Annotated in this window: 16 protein-coding genes; 2 read left to right on the top strand and 14 right to left on the bottom strand. The window is 62.6% G+C overall.

Translation table 11 applies throughout. From position 1 onward, the window contains the following. Nucleotides 1-48 precede the first annotated feature (48 nt). The 12 genes from ASD31_RS09290 to ASD31_RS09345 all read right to left on the bottom strand — a co-directional run bounded on the left by ASD31_RS09290 (nucleotide 49) and on the right by ASD31_RS09345 (nucleotide 16,935). Complete coding sequence (locus ASD31_RS09290; RefSeq protein WP_056332136.1) at nucleotides 49-2,883, bottom strand: DUF2339 domain-containing protein; 2,835 nt, start codon at nucleotides 2,881-2,883, stop codon at nucleotides 49-51. Between the two features lie 376 nt (nucleotides 2,884-3,259). Next, a complete protein-coding gene (locus ASD31_RS09295; RefSeq protein ID WP_056332138.1) occupies nucleotides 3,260-3,763 on the bottom strand; it encodes an SRPBCC family protein in 504 nt (167 codons plus the stop codon). Further along, nucleotides 3,756-4,097, bottom strand: a complete 342-nt coding sequence (locus ASD31_RS09300; RefSeq protein ID WP_056332140.1) for an ArsR/SmtB family transcription factor — start codon at nucleotides 4,095-4,097, stop codon at nucleotides 3,756-3,758. The genes ASD31_RS09295 and ASD31_RS09300 overlap by 8 nt, the downstream gene beginning before the upstream one ends. Nucleotides 4,098-4,216: 119 nt before the next feature. Then, nucleotides 4,217-4,726 (bottom strand): PaaI family thioesterase, encoded by a 510-nt coding sequence (locus ASD31_RS09305; protein ID WP_056332141.1) that lies wholly within the window; start codon nucleotides 4,724-4,726, stop codon nucleotides 4,217-4,219. After that, entirely contained in the window at nucleotides 4,723-5,487 is a 765-nt protein-coding gene (recO, locus tag ASD31_RS09310) for a DNA repair protein RecO (protein WP_056332143.1), read from the bottom strand. Before recO ends, ASD31_RS09305 begins: the two co-directional genes overlap by 4 nt. A 92-nt stretch (nucleotides 5,488-5,579) precedes the next feature. Beyond that, nucleotides 5,580-8,522 carry a tetratricopeptide repeat protein gene (locus ASD31_RS09315; protein WP_056332145.1) on the bottom strand — a complete coding sequence of 981 codons (2,943 nt, stop codon included), beginning with the start codon at nucleotides 8,520-8,522 and terminating at the stop codon, nucleotides 5,580-5,582. A 237-nt stretch (nucleotides 8,523-8,759) separates the two neighbouring features. Next, entirely contained in the window at nucleotides 8,760-9,854 is a 1,095-nt protein-coding gene (locus ASD31_RS09320) for a glycosyltransferase family 4 protein (protein ID WP_056332147.1), read from the bottom strand. Next, complete coding sequence (locus ASD31_RS09325; RefSeq protein ID WP_056332149.1) at nucleotides 9,851-12,379, bottom strand: glycosyltransferase; 2,529 nt, start codon at nucleotides 12,377-12,379, stop codon at nucleotides 9,851-9,853. Before ASD31_RS09325 ends, ASD31_RS09320 begins: the two co-directional genes overlap by 4 nt. A gap of 1 nt (nucleotide 12,380) precedes the next feature. Beyond that, nucleotides 12,381-13,694 (bottom strand): O-antigen ligase family protein, encoded by a 1,314-nt coding sequence (locus ASD31_RS09330; protein WP_056332151.1) that lies wholly within the window; start codon nucleotides 13,692-13,694, stop codon nucleotides 12,381-12,383. After that, nucleotides 13,691-14,425 (bottom strand): FkbM family methyltransferase, encoded by a 735-nt coding sequence (locus ASD31_RS09335; protein WP_056332153.1) that lies wholly within the window; start codon nucleotides 14,423-14,425, stop codon nucleotides 13,691-13,693. The genes ASD31_RS09330 and ASD31_RS09335 overlap by 4 nt, the downstream gene beginning before the upstream one ends. A gap of 13 nt (nucleotides 14,426-14,438) precedes the next feature. After that, nucleotides 14,439-15,620 carry a glycosyltransferase family 4 protein gene (locus ASD31_RS09340; protein WP_056333146.1) on the bottom strand — a complete coding sequence of 394 codons (1,182 nt, stop codon included), beginning with the start codon at nucleotides 15,618-15,620 and terminating at the stop codon, nucleotides 14,439-14,441. A 40-nt stretch (nucleotides 15,621-15,660) separates the two neighbouring features. Beyond that, nucleotides 15,661-16,935 carry a nucleotide sugar dehydrogenase gene (locus ASD31_RS09345; RefSeq protein WP_056332155.1) on the bottom strand — a complete coding sequence of 425 codons (1,275 nt, stop codon included), beginning with the start codon at nucleotides 16,933-16,935 and terminating at the stop codon, nucleotides 15,661-15,663. A gap of 497 nt (nucleotides 16,936-17,432) precedes the next feature. Between ASD31_RS09345 and ASD31_RS09350 the strand changes: the two genes are divergently transcribed. Both ASD31_RS09350 and ASD31_RS09355 read left to right on the top strand, forming a co-directional pair. Then, nucleotides 17,433-18,527 carry a glycosyltransferase family 4 protein gene (locus ASD31_RS09350; RefSeq protein WP_244483797.1) on the top strand — a complete coding sequence of 365 codons (1,095 nt, stop codon included), beginning with the start codon at nucleotides 17,433-17,435 and terminating at the stop codon, nucleotides 18,525-18,527. 4 nt (nucleotides 18,528-18,531) lie between these two features. After that, a complete protein-coding gene (locus tag ASD31_RS09355) occupies nucleotides 18,532-20,496 on the top strand; it encodes a heparinase II/III family protein (RefSeq protein WP_056332158.1) in 1,965 nt (654 codons plus the stop codon). Between the two features lie 17 nt (nucleotides 20,497-20,513). Here ASD31_RS09355 and ASD31_RS09360 read toward each other — a convergent pair whose 3' ends face one another. Together ASD31_RS09360 and ASD31_RS09365 are read right to left on the bottom strand one after the other, a co-directional pair. Continuing rightward, nucleotides 20,514-22,832, bottom strand: a complete 2,319-nt coding sequence (locus ASD31_RS09360) for a Tex family protein (RefSeq protein ID WP_056332160.1) — start codon at nucleotides 22,830-22,832, stop codon at nucleotides 20,514-20,516. A 120-nt stretch (nucleotides 22,833-22,952) separates the two neighbouring features. Further along, nucleotides 22,953-24,206 (bottom strand): SAM-dependent methyltransferase, encoded by a 1,254-nt coding sequence (locus ASD31_RS09365; protein ID WP_056332161.1) that lies wholly within the window; start codon nucleotides 24,204-24,206, stop codon nucleotides 22,953-22,955. Nucleotides 24,207-24,484: the final 278 nt, after the last annotated feature.

Genomic DNA, 24,484 nt, shown 5'->3' on the forward strand with positions numbered 1-24,484 from the left:
CAGCATGGCGAGCACGGCCTGCAGCCTTGCCTGCCGTTCGCTCCAGCTTCAGCCCGGCTCGCTGGCTTCAGCCGGTCGGTCGAGGGCAGGTTCCGGCCGGGTCTTGCCCGACAGGATCTTCTGGTAGAACAGCCCGATACCGATCAGGACGCCGCCAAGGCCGATGAAAGACAGGGCTCGGAGGAAGCCTTCCAGATTGGCCATGTCGATCAGGAAGACCTTCAGCACCGCGACGAAGACCAGGACGGCCGAGGTGATACGGATGCTCTTCGCATCGAAGCGCGAGCCGAGTGCCAGCAGAAGCACGCCAAGGCCCAGCCAGACGACCGAATAGCTGTAGGTCTCGCCCTGCAGGAACCCTTTCCAGTCGGCGATGTTCTGGCCCTGCCAGATGCGGCGCACCGTCAAGGTCGCCCAGGCGAAGGCAAGGACGGCGCCGGTGACCGCAAGGGCGGTGACATAGGGCACCGGTCGCCGGCCGCGCGCATATCGGGCAAGGCCGGCATAGCCCATGCCCGGCAGGAGGTAGCCGATCAGAAGCAGATCGAAGAACGGAATGGAGCCGAGCGATTCGCCGCTGAAATAGGGATTGAGGCCGATCAGATGGGCACTGAGGATCGACAGCATGGAGAGCACACCGATCAGCATGCTGCCATAGCGGAAGACCGGGCTCGGCGATTTCCTGTCGAGCGTTATCATGATCGCCGAGGCGCCGATGGCCAGCAGCGTATAGATCGACTGCTCGCCGAGGGTCGGCACCGCACTGTCGAGCACGCCGCCATTCATGGCGTGGCGCACGAGGATGGCGACCGTCAAAAGCACGAACAGGCTGGCGAGCGCCTGCAGCAGGTTTCGAAGTCGCAGATCCGGTGAATTGCGAAGTTCGAAGGCCGCCAGGACCAGAAGCAGCGAAGGCACGCCATAGCCGATGAGGAGCGCATTGAAGACCGGCGTCGTCGACAGGTTCCCGGCGCCGACGATGGTCGGTTCCCAGGCGATGCGCGCGAGGACCGCTATCGCGGCACCCACCATCATCCAGGGCAGCGCCGGCCAGGAGCGCAACCTAGTTGCAGCGACATAGGCGGCGCCAAGGAAGGCGATCAGCAGCGTCGTCGCAAGTCCGTCGGTGAGCGCATGCAGGGCGATCAGGAACAGGCCGAACGATCCGGCAACCAGAAAGCTTTGCGGAAGACGAATCGTCTCTTCCGGCTCGCCGCGGCGCGCCATCCATTCGGCAATTGCCAGGAAGACGATGCCGGCAGCGAGCGCGAACAGGCCATGCGGCAGATCGAAGGAAAGATTGCCGGTCATCAGCAGGGACATCGCGGTCAGCGCATTGGCCACGACGGCCATAATCGCGGCCCAGAGGGCAGCGAGCGGCGGATGCGTTTTCAGATGAAGCCGGTTTGCGACTGTCCCGAGTGCGACGAAGATGGAAGATAGCGCCATGCCGGCAAGCATTGCCGTTTTCCCCAACAGGGACGCCAATAAGACAGGCCTCGCGCCTGCCGGATCGATATAGGTCACGAGATCGCTGAGCGCCATCATGCTCCAGAGCCCGAGCACGGCCGCAAAGGCGGAAAGCAGGGCCGGATAGACGGCATGGCTGCGCAATGATCCAAGGGCGGCAAGTGCTGCAATGATGGCGCAGAATTCGGCGACGGGATAATCCGGCAGTGCGGCCAGCGGGCTGAGCATCGCAAGAGCGGTCAGGACGACACTGATGCCGGCGGTAATCGTCACGGCGGCGAAAGGTGGCGCCATCAGCTCTTCCCAGGCGGATGGCGAGGCGGAGGCATCTTCACCGGAAATTTTGACGTCGGGACCAGGCACGCCGGCCGGCCAGACGAGGCCTGTGCCGGCGATCATCAAAAGCATGACCAGGGTCACCGGCAGCGTCTCCGGCGGGATGGCCGAGACGATATAGAGAAGCGCCCAGAGGCAGAGCCCGATATTGGCCATGGAGGGCACGACCACCCAGCGGCGGAAACGTGAGGCCAGCAGCGTCGCGAGCCAGGCAAGGCCGAGAAAGCTAAACAAGCTCCAGGGGCTGGGGCTTTGCGAGGATACCAGGGCCGGCGTCAAGAGAGAGGCAAGCAGGCCCAGCCCGGCCAGCGCCTGACCATGCAGCAGGGAGAGCGCCACGATGGAAAGCGATACCAGCCCCAGGAGCAGGAAGGCACTTGCCGGCCCGATAAAACCGTAAATGCCATGGGCGGCATAGCAGACGCCAAACAGGGTGACGGCACCGGCGGCGGTCAGGATGCCGGGGATCATGGCGTTTCGGAAGGCGTCAGCCACCAGCGGCACGGCCCTGCGGCGGACGAATTCGCCGATAGCGAGCAGCACCAGCCCGAAGACGGCCGCCATGGACAGACGCACTGCCGGGCTCAAAAGCCCCGCCTCGATCGAATATTTGACCATGAAGATGCCGCCGAGCGCCAGCGCAATGCCGCCGACCCAGACGGCCCAACGGGCGCCGAGGCGGCTTTCGAGGCTTTCCCTTGCCGCCGGTGCGACGGTATCTGGCAGGCCGTCGGGTACTAGCGTTGCGCTGACCGGCTCGCCGCGCGAGGCTTTTTCGACAGCCTCCTGGCTGACCGGCGGCCCGCCGAAGATCGCATCGCCTTTGCCGATCTCGGACAATTGCTCGCGCCCGGCATCCGTGCCTTCGTCCGCCTGCGCGTCGCGCGCCACCACGGCAGCGGCAGTTTCGCCCGCAGCATCGCCGGCTATGGAGACACGGGGTTCCCGGTCGGCAATCCGCTTCAGTTCCTCCTTGAGGGCTGCGATCTCGCCATCCAGCCGCTCGGTCGTCTTGCGGCCGTTGAGAAGCGCCGCAAGCGCGATACCGAAGGCAACGAAAGCAATGACTTCGATCATATTTCCCCCTGCGGCGATGACGGCGCGATGCGTCAGACCATACAGGTTTTCAACCGCAGGCCAATCCGGCAACGGATCGGGGCCGCAATCTCTTCACCACTTTATCGCGAAGTTCTCGCAATGGGGATCATGGAGGTGGCACTGTAGCAGTCAAGGACCGTTGACGGCGGAAAACGGCTGCCAACGCGGGGAAAACCATTCCTTCGCGCCCGGCCAGGGCCGAAACGCTGCCTCTGTCGATCCGGGACGGCACGTTCCTCTTGCCGAGGGTCATGCAAGGCAACGCCTGGCAAAATCAATCTCGTTGCCTCGCGCAAGAGCGAGGGTGATGGCACCGCCTGCGTAACAGACGGCGCCATCACTGATTGCCTTTCGCTTACGAAACGGCGCGATGCCTGTTCTCGGAAAGAGGCGGCGCTCCGGCCGAGGAGAGGCAATTTCCAAGCGAATCCAGCGCCTCGCTCCAGCCGTCATAGACATTATCGTCGCCGGAGAAGCCCGGAAAACCGCGAAGATGGAATGTCAGTTCAGTCTGGGGGCCGCGCTGGCCGAGAGTAATGGTGACCACAGGTGCGCCGTCGGAGGGGTCGGCCGGATTCCCCCAGGTGAAAACCAGCCGCTCGGGCTCGGCCACCTCGAGATAAATCCCGGCGGTCGGAAATTCTTGGCCTGTGGATATATTGACCAGCGTGTAGCGGTAGCTGCCGCCCTCGCGCAGATCGGCAAAGATGCTTTCGGCGGGAATGGCGACGCCGCGCGGATGGTGCCAGAGCGCCAGTTGGGCCGGGTCGGTCCAGGCACGCCACACCTGCTCGCGCGGCGCATCCAGCAGGCGCGTCAGGGTAAATTCTGCTTCTCGGTTGATTGTCCGGTCATTCATCTCTTTTCTCCTCCTTCAGGGTGCGCAGATGTTCTTCCAGATTATCGAGGCGATCATTCCAGTCGTGCCGGTGCAGGTCGATCCATCCAGCAACCTCATCGAGGGCATCCGCGCGGACCGCGACTGTGCGCCATTGCGCCCTCGCCGTGCGCTCGATCAACCCTGCCCGTTCGAGCACTTTCAAATGCTGCGAGACGGCCGGCCAGCTGATGGAAAAGGGCGCTGCAAGCTCGCGAACTGTTGTCGTGCCCTTCGAGAGACGCGACAGGATGCTGCGTCTCGTCGGGTCGGCAAGCGCGAAAAAGGTCAAGCTCAGCGGGTCCGTGGCTGCCAATAAACCAAATCCTTAATTAAGTGATTTATTCGACAGTAGATCGAGACGAAGAAACTGTCAAGCGGAGGCGGCCGCTGGTGGAAGCGTTTTCTACGGAGAATGGCTCGGCTGGCGTGTGGTCAGCGCATCAGGTTTTCGATCGGAAAAATCGCGCAGGTTTCGGTGCCATGCGCCAGGAGCTTGCCGTTCCTGTCCTTCAGCGACGCCTCGGAGGTCGCCAGGGTGCGGCCGCGATGAACAACCCTACCCTCGCAGAAGACCTCGCCCATGCCGGGCAGCAGCGGGCGCACCAGATTGACCTTGAATTCCACCGTCGTATAGGCCTCGCCCGGTTTCAGCGTCGTCATCACGGCGGATCCAAGGGCCGAATCCATGATCGTCGCCGCCCAGCCGCCATGCACGGTGCCGAGCGGATTGAGATGTTCGTCCGTCGGCAGGCCGCGGAACACCACCCGTCCCTCCTCGACCTCATCAAGGCCGAACCTCAAGGTCGCGCTCATCGACGGTGCCGGATGGATGCCGGCCATGAGATCGAGCATGGCCTTCAGCCCTCCGTCGCGCGCGAGCGCTGCCAAAGGGACGGTGCCGATGCCCGAGACGGTCATTCCGGGATAGATTTCGACGGTCATTCTTTGGGGATTCCCTGTGGCTGGTCGGCCGCGTCCTTGGGCTTGAGCGCCTTCAGCGCCGCCTGAACAAAACCGTCGCGGGCGGTCGACAGATCGATGCCGCGCGGCTCACAGACATGCCGGTGGAGGAAGAAGGCCGTCATGCGGAAGGCGGCAAGCAGGCTGTCGTAATCGGCAGCGCCGCCTTGCGCGAGAAAGCTCGGCAGGGCCAGCATCCGGTCGGCATAGGGCGCGCCGGCCACACGGCTGACGGCGCGACCCGATTTCGGCGAGACATAGGCGAGGTCGTCGCGCGTCCCGGTCGCCACGCATTCGGCAAGATCGAGCCCGAAGCCGAGATCGTTGAGCACCGCAATCTCGAACCGAACGAAGAGTTCGCCCGCATCGCTGGGATCGTGCAGGTTTTCGAGAATGACGTCGAGCGCCTCGTAGAGATGGGGATGCGGATCGCGTTCCGGCAACAGCCTGAGCAGCGCGCCCATGGCCTGGACGCCGTAGACCGAGGTTGCCGCCTCCATCAGCCGGGCGGCGCGAAGGCGGACAGGCTCCATCTTGAACTCGCCGAGATGCTCGTCCAGCCGCGCGCGCCAGGTCAGTTCCACCTCGTTTCCCGGCTGCAGCACCGGCTGCATCGACCGCGACCGGCCGCCGCGCACCAATCCGAGATGGCGCCCGTGTTCGAACGTCATCACCTCGGCGACGACGGAGGTTTCGCCGTGGCGCCGGACGCCGATGATGATGGCCTTGTCGCTCCATTGCATGGGACAAGCATATAGCCGTGGTGCCGGGCCGCCACAAGTTCGCAGGCTGGCCTGTCGTCCTGGCGCCCTTCCGGACCGACCCTGACAGACCGTCAGGAGCCGGTTTCGCGCATGAATTCGACAAAGACGTTGCGCGCCGGCCAGCTGAGCGGGCCGGTCCTGCAGGGCTCCGCCCTGTCGCGCTGGTCGCAGAACCGGTTGAATGCCCGGATCGTCTGACTGGTCAGCACGCCGTTCAATCGGCCATCGTAGAAACCTGCGCCCTTGAGGCCATCCTGCAGCACGTAGACATAGGCGTTCCCATTGGCACCGGCGAGGCGGCTGACCAGCGTCGCCCGCGCGGCGGGCTGCAGGCTCTCGGCCTTTTGCGCGACGGCCCGGTAATCCTCCACCGAAGACGCCGTGGACGCCTCGATCAGCAGTTCCTCGCCTTCGCGCTCCTCCTGCGGAATCAGGCTCGCAACGCTCGCAAGCGTTGCTTTGGCGAGCCGAATATCGCGGCGGACATCATCGCCCCTCCCCTGCACATAGAGCTGGATGAGCGTGGACGCCGCCTGAGCATCGCCCTTGGCACTCGCCGTCTTCAATATGTCGATGGCGCCGGCGGGGTTCCGGGCGATGCCGGTTCCGTTGAACATGGCATTGGCAAGCGCCGAGGCAATATTGGGGGCATTTTCGGCCTGCCCTCTGGCGATCAGCGCATGCGCCTGTACCTGCTGCGCCTTCGTTCCCGACAGGAGGACGCCAACGGCATTCGCAAGCGCTGTTTCACGCCCCGCGAGATAGGCTTGCTGGTAGAGATCGGCAGCCTTGGCGACGTCGCGCTGGACCAGCTTGCCTTCGCGATAGAGATTGGCGAGCCCCATCATCGCGCCGGCATCGCCGGCCGCCACGCCCTCCCGGTAGAAATCCACCGCCTTGGCCGGATCGAGCCCGAGCGTCTTGCCCTGCCGATGCAGGTCGCCGAGCCTTGCGGCTGCGTCCATCCGGCCGGCCTGCAGCGCACCGGCATAAAGTTCGGCGGATTTGTGCGCGTCCTTCGCCACCAGCTTGCCGTCACGATAGAGAGCGGCAAGGCCGGCCATGGCCCCCGCATCGCCGGCCGCCGCACCCTGTTCGTAGTAGTCGAGCGCCTTGTTCACGTCGAGGCCGGCCTCCTCGCCCTTCAGATAAAGAGCAGCCAGCGAGGATGCCGCCCAGCTGTTTCCGTCGGCAAGGACCTCCTGGTAAAGAGCAACGGCTTTCGGAATATCCTGTCCGACACCGATGCCGTTTGCATAAAGCGCAGCAAGGCCGGCCTTGGCACCGACATCGCCGGCCGCCACACCCTGTTCGTAATAATCGATGGCCTTCGACGGATCGAGGCCGAGGGCTTCGCCCTGGCGATAGAGATCGCCAAGCTTGGACGCCGCCCAGATATAGCCGCCCTCCAGACTTTCTTCGTAGAGCTTGACCGCTTTCGGGATATCCCGCTCCACCGATAGTCCCGCCGCATAGAGACCGGCAAGCCCCGCCTTGGCCGCCGCATCGCCGGTCGCGACGCCCTGCTCGTAATAGCCAAGTGCCCTGGCCGGATCGAGACCGAGCGTCTTGCCCTGCCGATACAGATCACCAAGCCGGGTGGCGGCATCAAGCCGGCCGGCCTGGAGTGCATCCTCGTAGAGCGCGACAGCCTTCTGCACATCCCTCTCGACCAGCTTGCCGTCACGATAGAGGCCGGCAAGGCCCATCATGGCGCCGGCATCGCCGGCCGCCATGCCCTGTTCGTAGTAACCGACCGCCTTTGACGGATCGAGCCCGAGGCCCGCGCCCTGTCGATGGAGATCGCCGAGCTTTGCCGCCGACCAGATCGTGCCGGCAGCGAGGCTTTCTTCATAAAGTGCAACGGCCTTCGGGATATCGCGCTCGACGGTTGCACCGGTCGCATAGAGACCGGCCAGACCCGCCTTGGCACCGGCATCGCCGGCGGCGGCCGCCTGCTCGTAATAGCCAATCGCTCTGGATGGATCGAGGCCGAGGCTTTCGCCCTGGCGGTAGAGATCGCCCAGCCGGGCTGCGGCATCAAGCCGGCCGCCTCGCAGCGCTTGCTCATAGAGCGCGACGGCCTTCTGCACATCCCTTTCAACCAGCTTGCCGTCACGATAGACGCCCGCAAGGCCGATCATGGCGCCGGCATCGCCGGCCGCCACGCCCTGCTCATAATAGCCGCGGGCCTTCGAAGCATCGAGCCCCAGGCTTTCGCCCTGACGATAAAGATCGCCCAGCTTCGTCGCGACCCAGACCTGGCCAGCGGCGAGGCTTTCCTCGTAGAGCGCCACCGCCTTTGGTATATCCCGTTCCACGCCGCTTCCGTTCGCATAAAGCGCGGCCATGCCGGCCTTGGCACCGATATCTCCGCCTGCCAACGCCTGCTGGTAATAGCCGGCAGCCTTCGTCGGATCGAGGCCGAGGGCTTCGCCCTGGTGGTAGAGGTCGCCAAGCATGGTTGCCGCCCAGAGCTGACCTGCGGCAAGGCTTTCCTCATAAAGGGCGATGGCCTTCGGAATATCCCGTTTCACCGACAGACCGGCGGCATAGAGACCGGCCAGGCCCGCCTTGCCGCCGGCATCGCCCGCCGCTATCGCCTGCTCGTAGTAGCCGAGCGCCTTGCCGGGATCGAGGCCGACAGCTGCACCCTGACGATAAAGGTTGCCGAGCCTGGTGGCCGCGTCCGGGCGGTCCGCCTCGATCGCCTGTTCGTAGAGAACAACGGCCGTCTGAACATTCTTTTCAACCAGTTTCCCGTCCCGATGGAGGTCGGCCATCATCATCATGGCGGCGGGATCACCGTTCTCTGCCATCTCGTTGATAGCCGAAACCGCGGCCTGAAGCTCCGCGCCCGGCTTGGCCGCCTTGACGATCGCAACAAACTGCTCGAACGCACTCGGCCCGGCGGCCGGCATGGCTGGCGCTGCCGCCTGTTGCGAGAAGGCAAATGTCGCCCCGGAGGCCGCCAGGGCAACCGCGCCGAAAAGTATGAATTTATAGCGGGACATGGAAAAACCTCCGGAATATAAAATTTCAAACAATGAATTCGTGAAATGAAAAAACGATATTTATAATATGGCGGAAGCGTAAAACAGGCTTCCCGGATATTCTTCCGTCGCGCAAACAACGGCGCGCGCATCCAGGATTGCGTCGCCGTATCACTCCAACGACAATGTCGTTGCACGCTTTCCCCGGCAGCGATTATGGGCAAACATTTTCCATGGCGCAAGCCATAACGCCCCGGCTCAGAGGTGCCGGTTTCGCAGAAACGCCACATAGTCTTCAACCATGCGGCCGATGGTGAACTTCCTCTCGACCAGGGCCCTGGCGCGCGTACCGGCCCGGCGGCACGCCTCGCGATCCATGTAGCGGGACAAGGCATGGAAGAAGGCATCGTCATCGCCTAGAGTAAACAGCGCGCCGTTGACGCCATTCTCGACCATTTCATTGGCGCCGCCGACATCGCTCATGACCATGGGGATGCCACACGCCATGGCTTCGAGCGCGGCGAGAGAGAATGTTTCGGTAAAACTCGGCAAGACCGCCACGTCGGTCAACCGCAGGAAGGGGCGGACATCCGTCTGCTTGCCGGCAAACTCGACATGATCCGTGAGGCCGAGCGTTTCGACCAAGGCCCGGATGTTCCCCCGGGTCGGCCCGTCGCCGACCAGCAGGACCCTGATCTCGTATCCGGCATCCACCAGGCGGCGGGCGACCCGGATCAGGGCGGAATGGTTCTTCTCCGGTCTGAACGCCGCGATCAGCGACAGGACGATGCAGCCCTCGCCAATCCCCGCCGCTTTCCTGGCGGCACAGATGTCTTGCGGCGAGGGAGGAGAAAAATAATCTGTGTCCACGCCGTTGCGGATCGTGGCAGCGGGGCCGTCAAGCCCCTTGGCATGCCAGTAGGCTCTCTGGTTGGCACTGCAGAATATGGTGGTAAAGCCTTTGCTTATCCTGCCCAGAACGGTGAGTTTGAGTTTCTCCGAGAGCCGGTCGAGGATCGTGCTGTGGAAGATGAACACCACCTTGCGGCGGCGGAAATATCGGCTCAGCGTGCCGACGAGGGCCGCCGACTGGTTGACGCAGACGAGCCTGTCGGCGCCAAGAGCGTTTAGCGTGCGCACCGCCCGCCGCCAGCCGAGAATGTCGTGAAAACCGCCGCCACCGACCGAAACAACGCGCAGGCGATCGTCGATCACAAGGCTGGAATCGGCAGCCTGCGCATGGACGACGAGCGTCACGTCGAAGCCGGCCAGTATCAGATCCCGGGCAAGCCCGATCGTATGGATTTCCGCCCCTCCGGTACCCAGCGACCATATGTAGAACACGATCTTCACGCCCGGACCTCCGGAGGTCCGACGATGGCCCGCCCGATCGTCTTCCAGTTCATCGATGAACCGGCCGTGCGCATGGCACCCTGGCTCAGCCTTTCCCATTCCAACGGGTCGGAAAGGATTTTCTCGAGAGCGCCAGCAAAGGCCGCCACGTCGGCGGGCGGCACGGCGATCCCGTTTTGGCCATCGATCACTTCGACGATCGCCCCCACCGCAGCGGTGACGACCGGTCGGCCATTGGCCATGGCGGCGGCGAGCACGCCGCTCTGCGTCGCCTCGTCATAGGGAAGCAGGACCACGACAGCATCCTGCATGGCGCTGATGACATCCTCGGGCGAAGCATAGCCCTCGTTGAACGCCACGAAGGACCGCGTTGCTGCAAAGGCCCGAACGAAGGCGGCTTCCGAACCGTGGCCAACCACCGTCAGCCGAAACCCCTCGAGCTTCTCGGCCAGAAGATCGGCAACCGCATAAAGCGTCGGCAGGCCTTTATATTGCTCCAGCCTGCCGAAGAAGAGTATGTTTCCCGGCAGCGGCGACCGGAATTTTTCGGGCTCCAGGAGCGTGCCGTGATTGATGCAGATCACCGGCTTTTCCGGCGAAACGCTCTTCAAAAGTGCCTTGCGGCAATAGAGACCATGGACGACATAGCCCGTGGCGACCTTGCGCAGCATCCATCGCAAGCTTCGTTTCAGGCGCGAGATGGACGCGTCGGCGCCGGCATGCGGATCGGGATCGTGGACGATGAGGCGCAAGGGCGCGATCAGCCGGCAGGCGAAGGTCACCAATGCCGGCAGTGGCACAAGGGTTTCATGGGCGACGATCAGATCGGGGCGGAAGCGGCGAATGTCCATAAGGATGCGACCCGCCGACAGGATCTTGCCGAATGTCGATCGTCTCTCGTACCAGACGATATTTTCCAGTCGTTGAACCGAGCCAACGACGGACGACGGTGCCTCCCGGACCAGCTTGTCGCGGTCGACGATCATCTGCGCAGGGTGGTCGTCGCCCAGCGCAAGGCACAGCCGGGCGGAATATTCGGCGAAATGAAACGACAGGATCGTTACCCGGGCGGGTTTCGCCGCGGATCGATGCATGCCCTGCTGGCGCCTTCCAATCATCTTCCCGCCGATCAGGATGACTGTCATGAACAGGCTATAGGCAATGGTGCCGAGGAAGAACGCGCCGATCGGCGGCAGATCGAACTCCAAGGCTGCTTGTCGCATCGCGGCGGCGACAAGCCAGGCGGGTACGGCGCCGATGAGATAAAGCGGAGCACGCGGCCAGTATCCATGCACGCTACGGACGGCAACCAGCCTGATGATGTTGACGAAACACAGGGACAGGCAGGTCGCGACCGCGACGCCCTCCGCTCCGCCGGTCGAGGCACCGATGAACACCGCCACCAGCAGGACGCCGCCGCCGGCGGCGGTCAATGCGCTTTCGAGCTTGTGGTGATGCGCCATCGAAAGCGCGTATCCGACAATACCCAGCACGCCGCCAGCCAGATATCCGAAAGCCAGACTGGAGGCGGTCACCGCGCTGACCGTAAAGCCCTCGCCGAAAATCACATGAAGGTCCTGTCCGAAGACGGCAATTCCGCCGAACAGAAACAGGGAAACTGGAATTGCCCGCAGCGAGGCTTCGTCGATGAGATCCTTCAAGCCCATCCTGTCACCCGCCGCTGCGGCCGCCGCGACCTTGGCTCCCAGCCCCTGGCTGACGGCGAGCGTCAGGGATTGCACCGTCTGCGCGACGAAGCTCATCGCCGCATATCGTCCGACATCGCCGACGGAGACGAACAGGCCGAGAACCAACGTATCCGACGATCGCATCAGCCCGTAGAAGAAAATGCTGACCCCGAGCCACAGTGAGGTTTGAAAGAACTGGCGGAGTTCGGTCCGGCGCTCCTGAGGAGGACGCGTATCGGCCCCGCCGGCGATGCGGTTTTCGCTCATCGCATAGCCGAGCCATGTCAATGCGCCCGCGAAGATGGCGGCCGTCAGAACCGCCTGGACATCGCCGTCAAGCACCAGAACCGCGGCCGTCAGCGCCAGGCGCAACAGAGGCTGGAAGAACAGGATCCACAGCATATAGGGTCGCATGTCGCCGATGACCCGCCCCAGCGAGAAGATCAGCATGGCATCGATCAGGAACGGGGCCGACAGGAGCGTGACGACCAGCGCCATTGCGAGGCCCGGCGCCCGATAGGCATCCTCGAGCGCCGCCGCGCCGCCCATGAGCAGTACCAGGACCGTCACGAGGAACACGGCGAAGGCGGCCGTGCGGGCGAACCGCAACAACTGCGCCGGGCTGCGATTTTCCTGCACCGCCACCGACATGAACCGCTGCAGGCCGAGTTCCATGCCTAACGGCGCGATCATCAGGAAAAACTGCGCCGCCGTGCGGCTAAGCGCATAAATGCCGTATTGGTCGGGACCGAGGAAGCGGCCGACGAGGACGTTGAGCGCCATGCCGCACATCATGGTGAACAGCGAACCGGCCGCATAGAGATAAGCCTGCCGCATCCTAAGGGCCGCCCTTGGCCGGGGCCGGGCTACGCGCCGCCGCTGCCCGTTTGAGCGCCATCGCGACAATGACGAGCGCGCAGGCGAACAGGCCATTGTTGGGCCGGAACGGCGAGGTTTCGGTCACGGCATTCAGGACCCACATCGAGAGAATGACGATCCCAAGCATCGCAAAGGACGGGACGCTCGTTTTCAGTTTCCAGAGCGCCGCAAAGCCGGACAGGACAAGGTAGGAGAAGGCGGCGAGGCCAAGGGCACCCAAGGTCAGGTAGAGTTCGAGATATCCGCTATGGGCATCGACGACGGCCAGGCCGAAAGCATCCTGCAGGTGGCTGCCGATCGTGTAAAAATTGCCGAACCCCACGCCGTTGAGCCGGGGGGCGCCTTCATAGGCAAGCAGCCAGTTCCAGACCTGGGTGCGCCCGGTCAAGGTGAGTTCCCGTCCCGCCGCACCCAGGACGACATCGGCAATCTCGGCATAGAATACCAGGCCGAAGGGCATGGTGACGACCAAAAGGATCGACAGGAACATCCTGAGGGAAAGTGACAAGCGGATAAAGAAGAAAACCAGAATGGCGAAGACAAGCTGGATATAGGCCGTTGCTGACCCCGACTTCACCAGGACGGTGACTGAAACCATGAGCAACGCCCCCCTCAGGAGACCGTTGCTGATGATCTCCCGGCGAGAAAGAACCGTCATCGCCAAATGCAGGGAAGCGACCTGCCCGAGAATGTTCTTGTGAATGAAGATACCCCGCCACAGGCCGGCATGAACGCTTTGCTTGAAATCGTCTGCATTGTGCTGGCCAAGGCTCGGGAAGAGCACGGCATTCACCAGCGACAGAACGACCGCGACGCTGACGGTCACATAGATCAGCCGGAGGGTTTCATCGACTGTCCGGCAGGTGATGAGAACGAGGCCAAAAAGCACGCAAATTCCCAGCTCGAAAGTGGCGCGCGCGGTCAGATAGGGCTCGCTCGACCAGGCAACCGAGAAGAACGCGATCAGCAGAAAAGCAAAGAGCGGTGAAAGAGCCTTGATGTCCCCGATCTTCACCTTCTTGAAGAAAACGGCGACGGCAAGCAGGCAGAGCAACATTTTCAGGATCAGAAGATAGGACTTCCCGGCAGCGTCCCCTGAGGAGATTTCGTCCGCGCCCTTGAACAATTGCGGAAAGGGGTTGAAGGTCAGGAACAGCAGCAGCGAGAAGACGGTGTCCATCACCCGCCAGCGTGCCGTCGCCGGGGTCTTGACCGGGATTTTGGCCGGAATCTGGAAGGACTGCAGGTCCGATTGTGTCGCACTGTCGGTCATCGTTTCGGCAGGAACAGGAAATTGTTGTAATATTTCAGTTCCTGACGCTTGAACCGTTTGCCGGGAAAGACACCGAGGTCCGGTTGGTGGACCTGCTTGTCGAAGGCCGAGATCGGCGTCTGTTGGCCATCCTCGAAGAAGAAGCCTTCATATCCCCAACTCTCCATCATCTGCCCCAAGGCTTCGACGGACCCCTTCCTGTGGCGTTCCTCGACTTCCACAAGAACGACCGGGCGGTGTTTTCCGATCGTCGCGCGAGCGCCCGAGAGAACGGCGTGTTCGTGGCCTTCCACGTCGATCTTGATGAATGAAGGTGCCAGATCGAAGGAATCGAGTGTCCTCAAGGGAACCTGCAAGGCGCGCGCCTGGCTGTCGATCTGCTCGAGCGACGCCCAGCCCGGCGCCTCGCCATTGGAGCCGACGGGTATCGAAAGCGTCCCCTCGCCGCCATGGTCCGACAATGCGACGGCTTGGGTTTTCACCCGTGCGGGCAAACGGGAAAGAAAGCGCGCGAACATCGGGTTAGGCTCGAATGCGACGACCTCCGCGAAATGTCGGCTCATATGGTAGGAATAGGTGCCGTTGTTTGCGCCGATATCGACCGCAAGGGCTTTTCCCGATCCGTATCTCTTCAGGAGCCTCAGCTCCCATTCGCCGTCGCGCGTCAGCAACTGGCGAAAATAGTAGAGCCGCATCGCAACGAAAAACCGCAGATCCGCCCATGTTTGCATGTTCTCTATCCCGTCAGATCTTGTGCGCGCGAATATATTTGGGAGCTTCGAATTCCCAGGAGAGTTCCTCGACAATGCGGCGGCGGCCGATGGCGCCTCGCCTTTGCCGCTCGCCCGGATCGGCAAGCAGTTGCATGATCTTGTCGGCAAAATCGACCGTGTCGTTGGGTCTTGCGTAAAGCGAGGCTTCCTGCGCCGTATAGCGCCCTTCGGTGACGTCGAACTGAACGATCGGCTTGCTGAACGCCATATATTCCAGGATCTTGTTCATCGTCGACTTGTCGTTCATCTCGTTGACCCGGTCGGGATTGACGCAGATATCCGAGGTCGACAGGAGCCTGAACAGGATGTCGTCCGGCGCGCGGCCCATGAATTCGACATAGTCCTCGACGCCCAGTTCCTTCGACAGGGCCTGAAGCTTGACAAGGCTCGGTCCGCCGCCCACCAGGGTAAACTGGATATCGCGCCTTCCCAGGGTGAAGACGATATGGTGGACGACTTCCAGAAGGAGATCGATCCCCTCCTGTTCGCCCATGACGCCGACATAACCCACCAGGAAATCGCGGCCCCGCTTCAGTTTCGGGGCCGGCGGCGGAACGATGATGCGCGACAGGTCAGGCCCGCTTCGCACCACGACGATATCGCTTTCGCGTTTGCCGCCGCGCTGCATGGCGATCTTCTTGTAGCTCTCGTTCGTGGAGATAACGACATCGGCCGTCTTGAAGGTCAGCCATTCCATGGCGACCATTACCCGCCACCACAGGTCGCGCCGTCCGAACTTCGCCTCGTACAGTTCCGGGTTGATGTCGTGATGATCGAAAACATACCGCTTGCCGATCAGCTTGAACTGCCATGCGATCAGGAAGATCAGGTCCGGAGGATTGCATCCCTGTATGGTATCGAAGCCGTGGCGGAAGAATATCCTCCAGGCCAGATAGGTCTCCCAGACCAGCGCCGTCGCATATTCCACGAGATAGCCGATCGCGCCGCCGCCGCCCTCGGCCAGCGGATGGCGATAGACATGGATGCCTTCGAGATATTCGTAGCGGGCGAGATGATGCTTGCCCTGCGGGCAGATGACGCTCACCTGCGCGCCTGCCGTCTTGAGGGCGCGTGCTTCCTGCCAGACGCGCCTGTCGAAGGGAACGGGCAGGTTCTCGACGATGATGAGGATCTTGCGTCCGTTCATGCGCATGGGAATGACCGTGAATTGCAAAGTTGCATGCCGTAATTTCTCATTTCAGAGAGCCGATATCGATCACATCGCCGAAGGTGGCGAGATCAAGCAGCTTTGCCGTCGCATTGGTCAGCACGACACGATCATAGACGGTCGTCTCCGCCGTCTGCCTGTCGACCAGCATCCTGCTCAAGGTGGGGATTTGTGTATAGGCATAGCCCAGATTGGCGCCCACCAGCTTGGAGGCATCGATGGCAGGATCGAACACCGAGACGCGGAACCCGGCTTGCAGAAGGCCCCGCGTCAAATCGATGTTCGGGCTTTCCCTGAGATCGTCTGTCAGCGCCTTGAAGGCCAGGCCGACGACAAGGAGCGATGCTCCCGGCGGCAGGCCGCGGCTCACCTGCTCCAGCAGGCGGTATTTATGGGCATCGTTCGAACGCAGCAGCGAATCCACCAGATGCGTATGGGCGCCGCAATCGGCGGCGATATATTGCATCGCCCGCACGTCCTTCGGCAGGCACGAGCCCCCGAAGGCGCCGCCGGGCCGCATATAATAGGACGAAATGTTCAGCTTGGTATCGGACACGAAAATCTCATGGACCTTCGATGCGCTCAGGCCGAGTTGCAGGCAGACCCGGCCGATCTCGTTGGCATAGGCGACCTTGACGGCGTGCCAGGTATTGTCGACGAATTTCGTCAGCTCCGCCTCGCCCAGCGGCACGTAGAATGTCGGGGCCGAGATATTGCGGTTGAGAATGTCCATCCGCGCGCTGGGCTTGCCGTCCGCGGTGCCGATGACAATCTTGGGCGGATCGAAATAATCCTGTACGGCCGAGGATTCCCGAAGGAATTCCGGATTATAGACGAGTTCGATATCCGTCTCGAAGGCGTCGCCCAGTTCCGACGCCAGGATCGGCGCGATCAGGCCCGCCACGGTGCCGGGACGGATCGTCGAGCGATAGACCACCGTCAGCGGTGCCGTTCTCCTGGCCCCGCCGGCAATCGAGACGGCAATCTGGCGGGTCACTTCGGCGATAAAGGTCATATTGTGCGAGCCGTCCGGCGCGCTCGGCGTTCCCACGCAGACGATCGCCATGTCGCAGCGGTCGATATGGTCGCGGATTTCCGTGTGGGCCGATATCAGCCCGGCTTCGAGGCCCTGCGCCAGAAGGACGTCGACACCCGGCTCGGTGATCGGCGAAATACCTTCCCTGATCTGATTGACCTTCTTATCACTGACATCGAAGCCAATGACCTGATGCCCCTCCTTTGCGAGGCAACACATGGCGGTAAACCCGACATAGCCCAAGCCGAAGATCGCAATAATCACGAACTGCCCCTTAATATGTATAAAATATAAATTTTTTCGGCCAAATAAACCGGCCACATTCCCCGCATAACTGCGGATATTTACAATCAATACCAGAGTATCACATCACGCCCTATTTTGCGGATGTGATATATTTATGAGGCTACAAAATTACTTCCAAAACGACATTTCTAATGCAATTGCCGCGTCAAAATTGCGACTGCATGACTGAATAACCAACCGGCAAGTTATGGTCAACGGATAATGACGATCGCGGTTAATCCCTGAACGACTGGGACTGGCCTGTGCTTGCCGACACTGCGATCTATCCCCGCCGCGAGCCGGCCACTCTGTCTATCGGCATTGGCAAATTCCTTCTCCCTCACTATACAGTCGAGTGGTTCTTATGCTTTTGTATTTCCATATTTTACGTATTTCCATTCCGCATTTCCGTCGGCCGGCGTCTTTGGTCGATCCGGCAACCATTTAGAATCCCATAGCATTTTGAAGAGTTCCACATGTCCGCTCGCCCCCTTTCCGTCTTGATCGCCACCCCTCTTGGCGAGGGGGGAATGGGCGGGATCGACCGGATCATGGATGAGGTCAGAAGGCTTGCACTCGAGCATCCACCCGAAGACATGCGCATCTTTTTTGGGACGACGCGAGGGCAGGGAAAGCTCCTTTTCTCACCCTTCCATCTTGCCTGGTTTCTGGCGAGAATGACATTGCTGCGGGCGTGCGGAAACCTCGATGTCCTCCACATCAACCTCTCCAGCCACGGCAGCACGCGGCGCAAGAGAATGGTCGCGGCCTGGGCCCGGCTGTTGGGCATCCCCTATGTCTTGCACCTCCATGGTTCGCGCTACCGGCAATTCTGGAACGACAGTTCGCCTCGCGCAGCAGCAAGGATCGCCGAACTGTTCGCAAAAGCCACGCGCATCGTCGTCCTTGGCAAGGTCTGGGAAAATTTCGTGGCTGAGAAGGTGCCGGACGCTGGCGGCCGCATCGTCGTCATCCCCAATGCGACGCCGACGGCCAGGCACGCACGCCTGGAAGACGAAGACGGACGATTGCGCATCCTGTTTCTCGGCCGGGTCGGCGCACGAAAGGGTGTGCCGCAGCTTCTCGAAGCCCTGTCGATGACGGGCGACCGGCATCGCTGGCACGCGATCATCGCCGGCGACGGCGATCTGGCCGAGGCAGGCCGGGTCATCGAACGCCTTGGCCTGGCGGACCGGGTGACGCTGCCCGGCTGGGTAGGTCCCGAAGAGGTGCACCAGCTGCTGGCCAGCTCGGATGTCCTTGTCCTGCCTTCCTTCGACGAAAACCTGCCGATGTCGGTCATCGAGGGCATGGCCGCCGGCCTGGCGGTTATCGCAACCCCTGTAGGCGCGGTGGAGGATATCATCATCGACGGCGAAACCGGCCTGCTTGTTCCCGTCGGCGACGCCGAGGCGATCGCGGCATCGCTACGGCGCCTGATCGAGCAGCCGGAGACAAGAAGACGCCTCGGGGAAAATGCCCGGCGCCTGCACGCCGAGCGGCTGGAAATCGGTATGTATTTCGACAGCCTCGTCGCCCTCTGGGTGAGCATTGTTCGCAAGCCGGTGTGAACCAATGTCCCTTGCCTGGTATTTCAACCGCCTGAAAGCGATGGGCACCGCCGAAATCCGCCACAGGATCGTCGAGCAGGCCAGGAAGCGCCTGGCCAAAGGCCGGCTGGAGGGCTGGGAGCGCTACCGGGTCACCGCCACCCTCCCCCGACTTGCCGGCCTGTCCGAAAACCTCACCGCGGCACCGGAAAACCTGCGGCGAGACATCGTCGCCGCCAGCGCCGATCTGCTTGCGGGCCATTACCGGGCGCTAGGCGTGACCTGGCCGCAGCGCGCACCCGGCGACCTTTTTCCGCCGAAGATCTGGCGCCTCGACCCCGTTACCGGCCGCCTCTGGCCGGGCGCTGATACCTATTGCTTCGACATCGCCTACCGTCACGAACGCCAGCTTGGCGACATCAAATATGTCTGGGAATTCAACCGCCTGCAGTTCCTGCAGCCGCTGGCGGCGGATGCGGCCCTGACCGGCAACAGGGCGGCGATCGAGGCGATCGAGGCCGCTGTCGAGAGCTGGTATGACGCCAATCCGCCTTTCAGGGGGCTGTGCTGGAATTCCGGCATAGAGCTTGGTCTGCGGGCCATCAGCCTTCTCACCGTGACCAGCCTGTGCGGTCCGATGCTTTCGGAAGCGACGGTCGGCCGAATCTGCGCGATCCTTCATGCTCATATGGTCTGGATGGCGCGCTATCCCTCTCGCTTTTCCTCGGCCAACAATCATCTGGTTGCCGAGACGGCCGGTGAACTGCTGATCGCGCTGGCCATGCCGGATCTGCCTCTATCGGCCAGTCTGGAAGCAAAGGGCCGCGGAATCCTTGCCGAGGAAGCCCAAAAGCAGATCCTCGACGACGGTGCCGGCGCCGAACGGTCGCCGACTTATGGGGCCTTCACAGCCGAGTTCATTCTCCTCTGCAACCAGGTTTCGCGGTCTACAGGACGGCCCCTGCCCGGCGTCGATGCGCGGCTGAAATTGTTCACCCGATATATCGCCTGGCTTTCGGACAGTGACGGACGCGTGCCGGGCATCTGCGACGACGACGAAGGGCGCGTTTTGTCGCTCTGCCGGCATGAACCGGCCTATGCCGCGTCCGTCTGCGCGGCGATCGCCGGTTATCTCGGCGAACCACCGGCCGGTCCGCGGCCGCCGGAAGCCGATCTGCGGGACGCGCTTTTCCGCTCGCCGCAAACCGGCAGCCCGCCGCCCGAGGGAGTAAAAACCTTTGCTGATGGCGGCTACACGGTCATCCGCGAGACCAGGGCCGGCCGGGACCTGGCCGTCATCTTCGACCATGGGCCGCTTGGTTATCTCTCCATCGCCGCGCATGGCCATGCGGATGCGCTCTCGGTTCTCGCTACTGTGGACAACAAGCCGCTGTTTGCCGATCCGGGCACCTATCTCTACCATTCGGGCGGAGAATGGCGGGACTGGTTCCGGGGGACGCGCGCCCACAATACGCTGAACATCGAGGGCGCCGACCAGAGCATCATGTCCGGCGCCTTCAACTGGTCGCACAAGGCCGTGGCGCGCCTGGAAGAGGTTTCCGAAGGCCCGAACTGGTCGGTGACAGCCGCTCATGACGGCTATGAAAGTCGTTTCGACGCCGTTCACCGCCGCAGGATTTTCGCTACGCCAGACGGTTTTGCGATCCACGACAGGCTGGTCGGCGCCGGTTCCCGGACCGCCGAAATCACCTTTCAACTGCCGCCGGATTGCGATGCGCGGCTGGTTGGGGGACAGGTCCTGATCGGGCGCGCCGGAGAGGCAATAGCAACACTGTCCTGGGCACAGCCGGGAAACATTGCGATCCGGAGCGGTGGCGAGATCGGCGATGGCGGCTGGTATTCTCCTGCCTTCGGCCTGAAGGTCGAAGCACCGCGCCTCACCTGGCGCGGTCCCGTTCCCCCCGAGGGCGTGCTCTGCACGGTGACGCTCGCGCCGAAGCCAAACGACATGGTCGAGGCCGGCAACTGACCGCCGGCTCGCCTCGGTTATTTTCGCTTCATCGCCTCGGCAAGAGCCGCGCCGAAGGCACCCTGGGCGGGAACCTGAGGCTTGGCCGGCTGGACCTTCGCCAAGGTCTGGCGCGCCTGATGGGCAGCCTTCGGATCGCTGCGCGTCTCGCGTCCACCTGACTCAGCGGTACCGTCCTTGCGCATGGTCAGGCCGATGCGCTTACGGGGGATATCCACCTCGGTGACGCGCACCTGCACGACGTCGCCAGCCTTGACCACCTCATGCGGATCTTTGACGAAACGATCGGCAAGCTGGGAGACATGCACCAGCCCGTCCTGATGAACCCCGATATCGACGAAGGCGCCGAAGGCGGCGACATTCGTAACGGTGCCCTCCAGCAACATGCCCGGCTTCAAGTCCTTGATATCGTCGATGCCATCGGCAAAGGTCGCGGTCTTGAAGCTCGGGCGCGGATCGCGACCGGGCTTTTCCAGTTCGGCGAGGATATCCCTGACTGTCGGCAGGCCGAAGCGTTCATCAACGAAGCTCTTCGGATCGAGCTGTTTCAGCGCGGCGCTGTCGCCCATGATGGCGCGTAGGTCGCGGCCGCAGGCGGCAATGATCTTCTTTGCGACACCATAGGCTTCCGGATGCACGGAGGAGGCATCGAGCGGCTCCTTGCCGTCGCGGATGCGCAGGAAGCCGGCGCATTGCTCGAAGGTGCGGGCACCAAGACGCGGAACCTTCATCAGTTCCTTGCGGCTAGCGAAAGCCCCCGTTGCATCGCGATGGGCGACGATCGCTTCGGCGGCGGATTTTCCAAGGCCCGAGACGCGCGACAGAAGCGGCGCGGAGGCAGTGTTGAGATCGACGCCGACCGCATTCACGGCATCTTCGACGACGGCATCGAGCGAACGGCCAAGGCGAGCCTGGTCGACATCGTGCTGGTACTGGCCGACGCCGATCGACTTCGGCTCGATCTTCACAAGTTCCGCCAGCGGGTCCTGCAGGCGGCGGGCGATGGAGACGGCACCGCGCAACGAGACGTCGAGCCCCGGAAATTCATCCGCGGCGGCCTGCGAGGCGGAATAAACGGAAGCGCCGGCTTCCGAGACGATCACCTTGGTTGGCTTCGGTCCGGCCGGCAATTGCGTCAGCATGTCGGCAACGAGGCGCTCGGTTTCGCGACTGCCGGTGCCGTTGCCGATGGCGATCAGTTCGATCCCGTGCTTGCGCACCAGGCCTGCGAGTTCGGCCTGCGTGCCGCGAATATCGTTCCTCGGCGGAAAGGGATAGACGGTGGTGGTCTCCAGCAGCTTGCCGGTGCCGTCAATGATAGCGACCTTGACGCCGGTGCGGATGCCGGGATCGAGCCCCATGGTCGGCCTCGAGCCGGCAGGTGCCGCGAGCAGCAGGTCCTTGAGGTTGCGGGCAAAGACATGGATCGCCTCCTCCTCCGCCCTTTCGCGCAGTTCGCGCATGAGGTCGAGGGAGAGCGACATGGACAGTTTCACCCGCCAGGTCCAGCCGATCGCTTCCATCAGCCAGGTATCGGCCGGAAGGGTGCCGATGGCGAAAACCGCGGCGATCATCCGCTCGACGGGCTTGACCGGCGAGGTGTCATCCTTGTCGACGACAATATCGACGGACAGGAATTCCTCGTTCCAGCCGCGCAGCATGGCAAGCGCCCTGTGGCCCGGCACGGTCGCCCAGCGCTCGGAATGGTCGAAATAATCGGAGAATTTGGCGCCCGCCTCCTGCTTGCCCTCCACCACCCGGGACCGCAGAAAAGCCGATTGCCTCATATGGGCGCGCAGCCGACCAAGGAGATCGGCATTCTCTGCGACGCTTTCGGCGATGATGTCGCGCGCGCCGTCGAGCGCGGTCTTGATATCGGGCACTTCGGCGGTGATGAAGGCGGCTGCACGATCCGCCGGCGCGATGCGGCGATCGGCCAATATGGCGTCCGCCAGGGCCTCGAGCCCACGCTCGCGGGCGATCTGCGCCTTGGTGCGCCGCTTGGGCTTGTAGGGCAGATAGATGTCTTCCAGTTCCGCCTTGGTGGTGACGGCGGCGATCTTGCCTTCCAGTTCGCTGGTCAGCTTGTCCTGGCCGCGTATGGATTCGAGAATGGAGAGCCGGCGGGCTTCGAGTTCGCGCAGATAGACCAGGCGCTCGGCAAGAGTGCGAAGCTGCGTGTCGTCCAGTCCGCCCGTCACTTCCTTGCGGTAACGGGCGATGAAGGGAACGGTGGCGCCTTCGTCCAGCAGTTCGATCGCGGCCACCGCCTGCGCGGGCGTCGCGTTGATTTCACGGGCAATCAGGACGGAAATGGATTTGGACGGCAGGGACATGACATTCCGTGGAGTTGGTGATGATTTGCCGGAGCATAGAGCCAGCCGCCGCCAAGGCCAAGTCGAGGCGCCGGCCGCTTGGCCAGCGTCCACAGAAGGATGGCGGCTCAATGCGGCCGGTCAGAACTCCACAGGCTCCAGCGGCGGGCGCGTTTTCTCGAAGGCGCGCAAGGCCGCCTCGCGTTCGGCGATATAGTTGCGGGTATAGGGCACTGCGCCGTCGGCCCGCGACAGCTGGATCTGAAAAATCCGCAGCCTGTCGTAGAGGAATGCTGTTTCGGAGGCCGCCAGATAGAATTCCCACATGCGGAAAAAGCGCTCGTCGTAGAGCCGGATCGCCTCCTCCCGTCGCGCCGTGAAGCGCTCCCGCCAGGCCCGCAGCGTATGGGCATAGTGCATCGGCAGCACCTCGACGTCGCGAACCGCCAGCCCTGCCTTCTCGATCGCGGGCATGACTTCGGACAGAGCCGGCATATAGCCGCCCGGAAAAATATATTTCTCGATCCAGGGATTGGTCGCCCAGGGTTTTTCCGCCTGGCCGATATAGTGCAGCACCATGACGCCGTCCGGCGCCAGCAGATGCGCCATCTTGGCGAAGAAGCCGCGATAATTCGCCATGCCGACATGCTCGAACATGCCGACGGAAACGATCCGGTCGAACCGGCGGTTTTCCATCTTCCGATAGTCCTGCAGTTCGAAGCGAACGCGACCGGAAAGTCCCCGCTTTTCGGCGCGTCCCACCGAAACGCGCAACTGCTCTTCGCTGAGCGTGATGCCGGTCACGTCGACGCCGGAAGATTCGGCCAGATACATGGCCATGCCGCCCCAGCCAGAGCCGACTTCGAGCACCGTCTGCCCCGGCTCCGGCAGGAGCTTCGCGGCAATATGGCGCTTCTTTGCCAGTTGCGCCTCATCGAGCCCGATGCCCGGCGGATCGAAATAGGCGCAGGAATATTGCCAGTCCGGGTCGAGAAACAGATCGAACAGCCTGCCGTCGAGATCATAATGGTGGGCGATATTGTGCCTGTTGCGATTGACCGGCAGATGCGCCCTGATCTGTTGCCCCGCCACATGCAAAAGGGCGGTGGTCACATTGCCGGCCGTCGCGGCCTTTTCCAGGCCATTTGCCTTCATCAGGGCAATCACGTCGAAGATGGTACCCTGTTCGACGACAAGACGTCCCTCGACATACATTTCACCGAATTTCAGGCCCGGATCGAGCAGGATCGCCTTTTCTGCAGCCTCGTCGGCCGTACGAAGCACGACCAGCTCCCCGGTCCCATCGCCGAGCATAGCCTGTTCGCCGGAGGCGAGGATGGCTTTCAAATTGCCTTTTTGAACCAGTTGGCGGAGCATTCCCAGAAAATTGCTCATTTCAACTCCCAGACAGACGTCACGCGGATATGCCGTGCCGCAAAGGAGAAGCGGTCCCAGTCCAGGCGAAAGCAGGCGGACGACCCGAAAACGAGAAAGGAAGCCGGGGCCGAGGGGTGGCCGGGGATATCGCGGGCCGCGATGCGCAAACGCACTGCCCCGGAAACGGTCGCATGGCCGCCCCGGGAAGACGCTGTCCTTCAGGACATGCCCCACACTAATATGGTTTCGTCGCAGCGCAATACCGGCTTCGGACGCGCACGATTATTTGCGCAAAA

The organism is Rhizobium sp. Root482 (genome assembly GCF_001426565.1).
In the GTDB taxonomy this organism is placed as follows: Bacteria; Pseudomonadota; Alphaproteobacteria; order Rhizobiales; family Rhizobiaceae; genus Pararhizobium.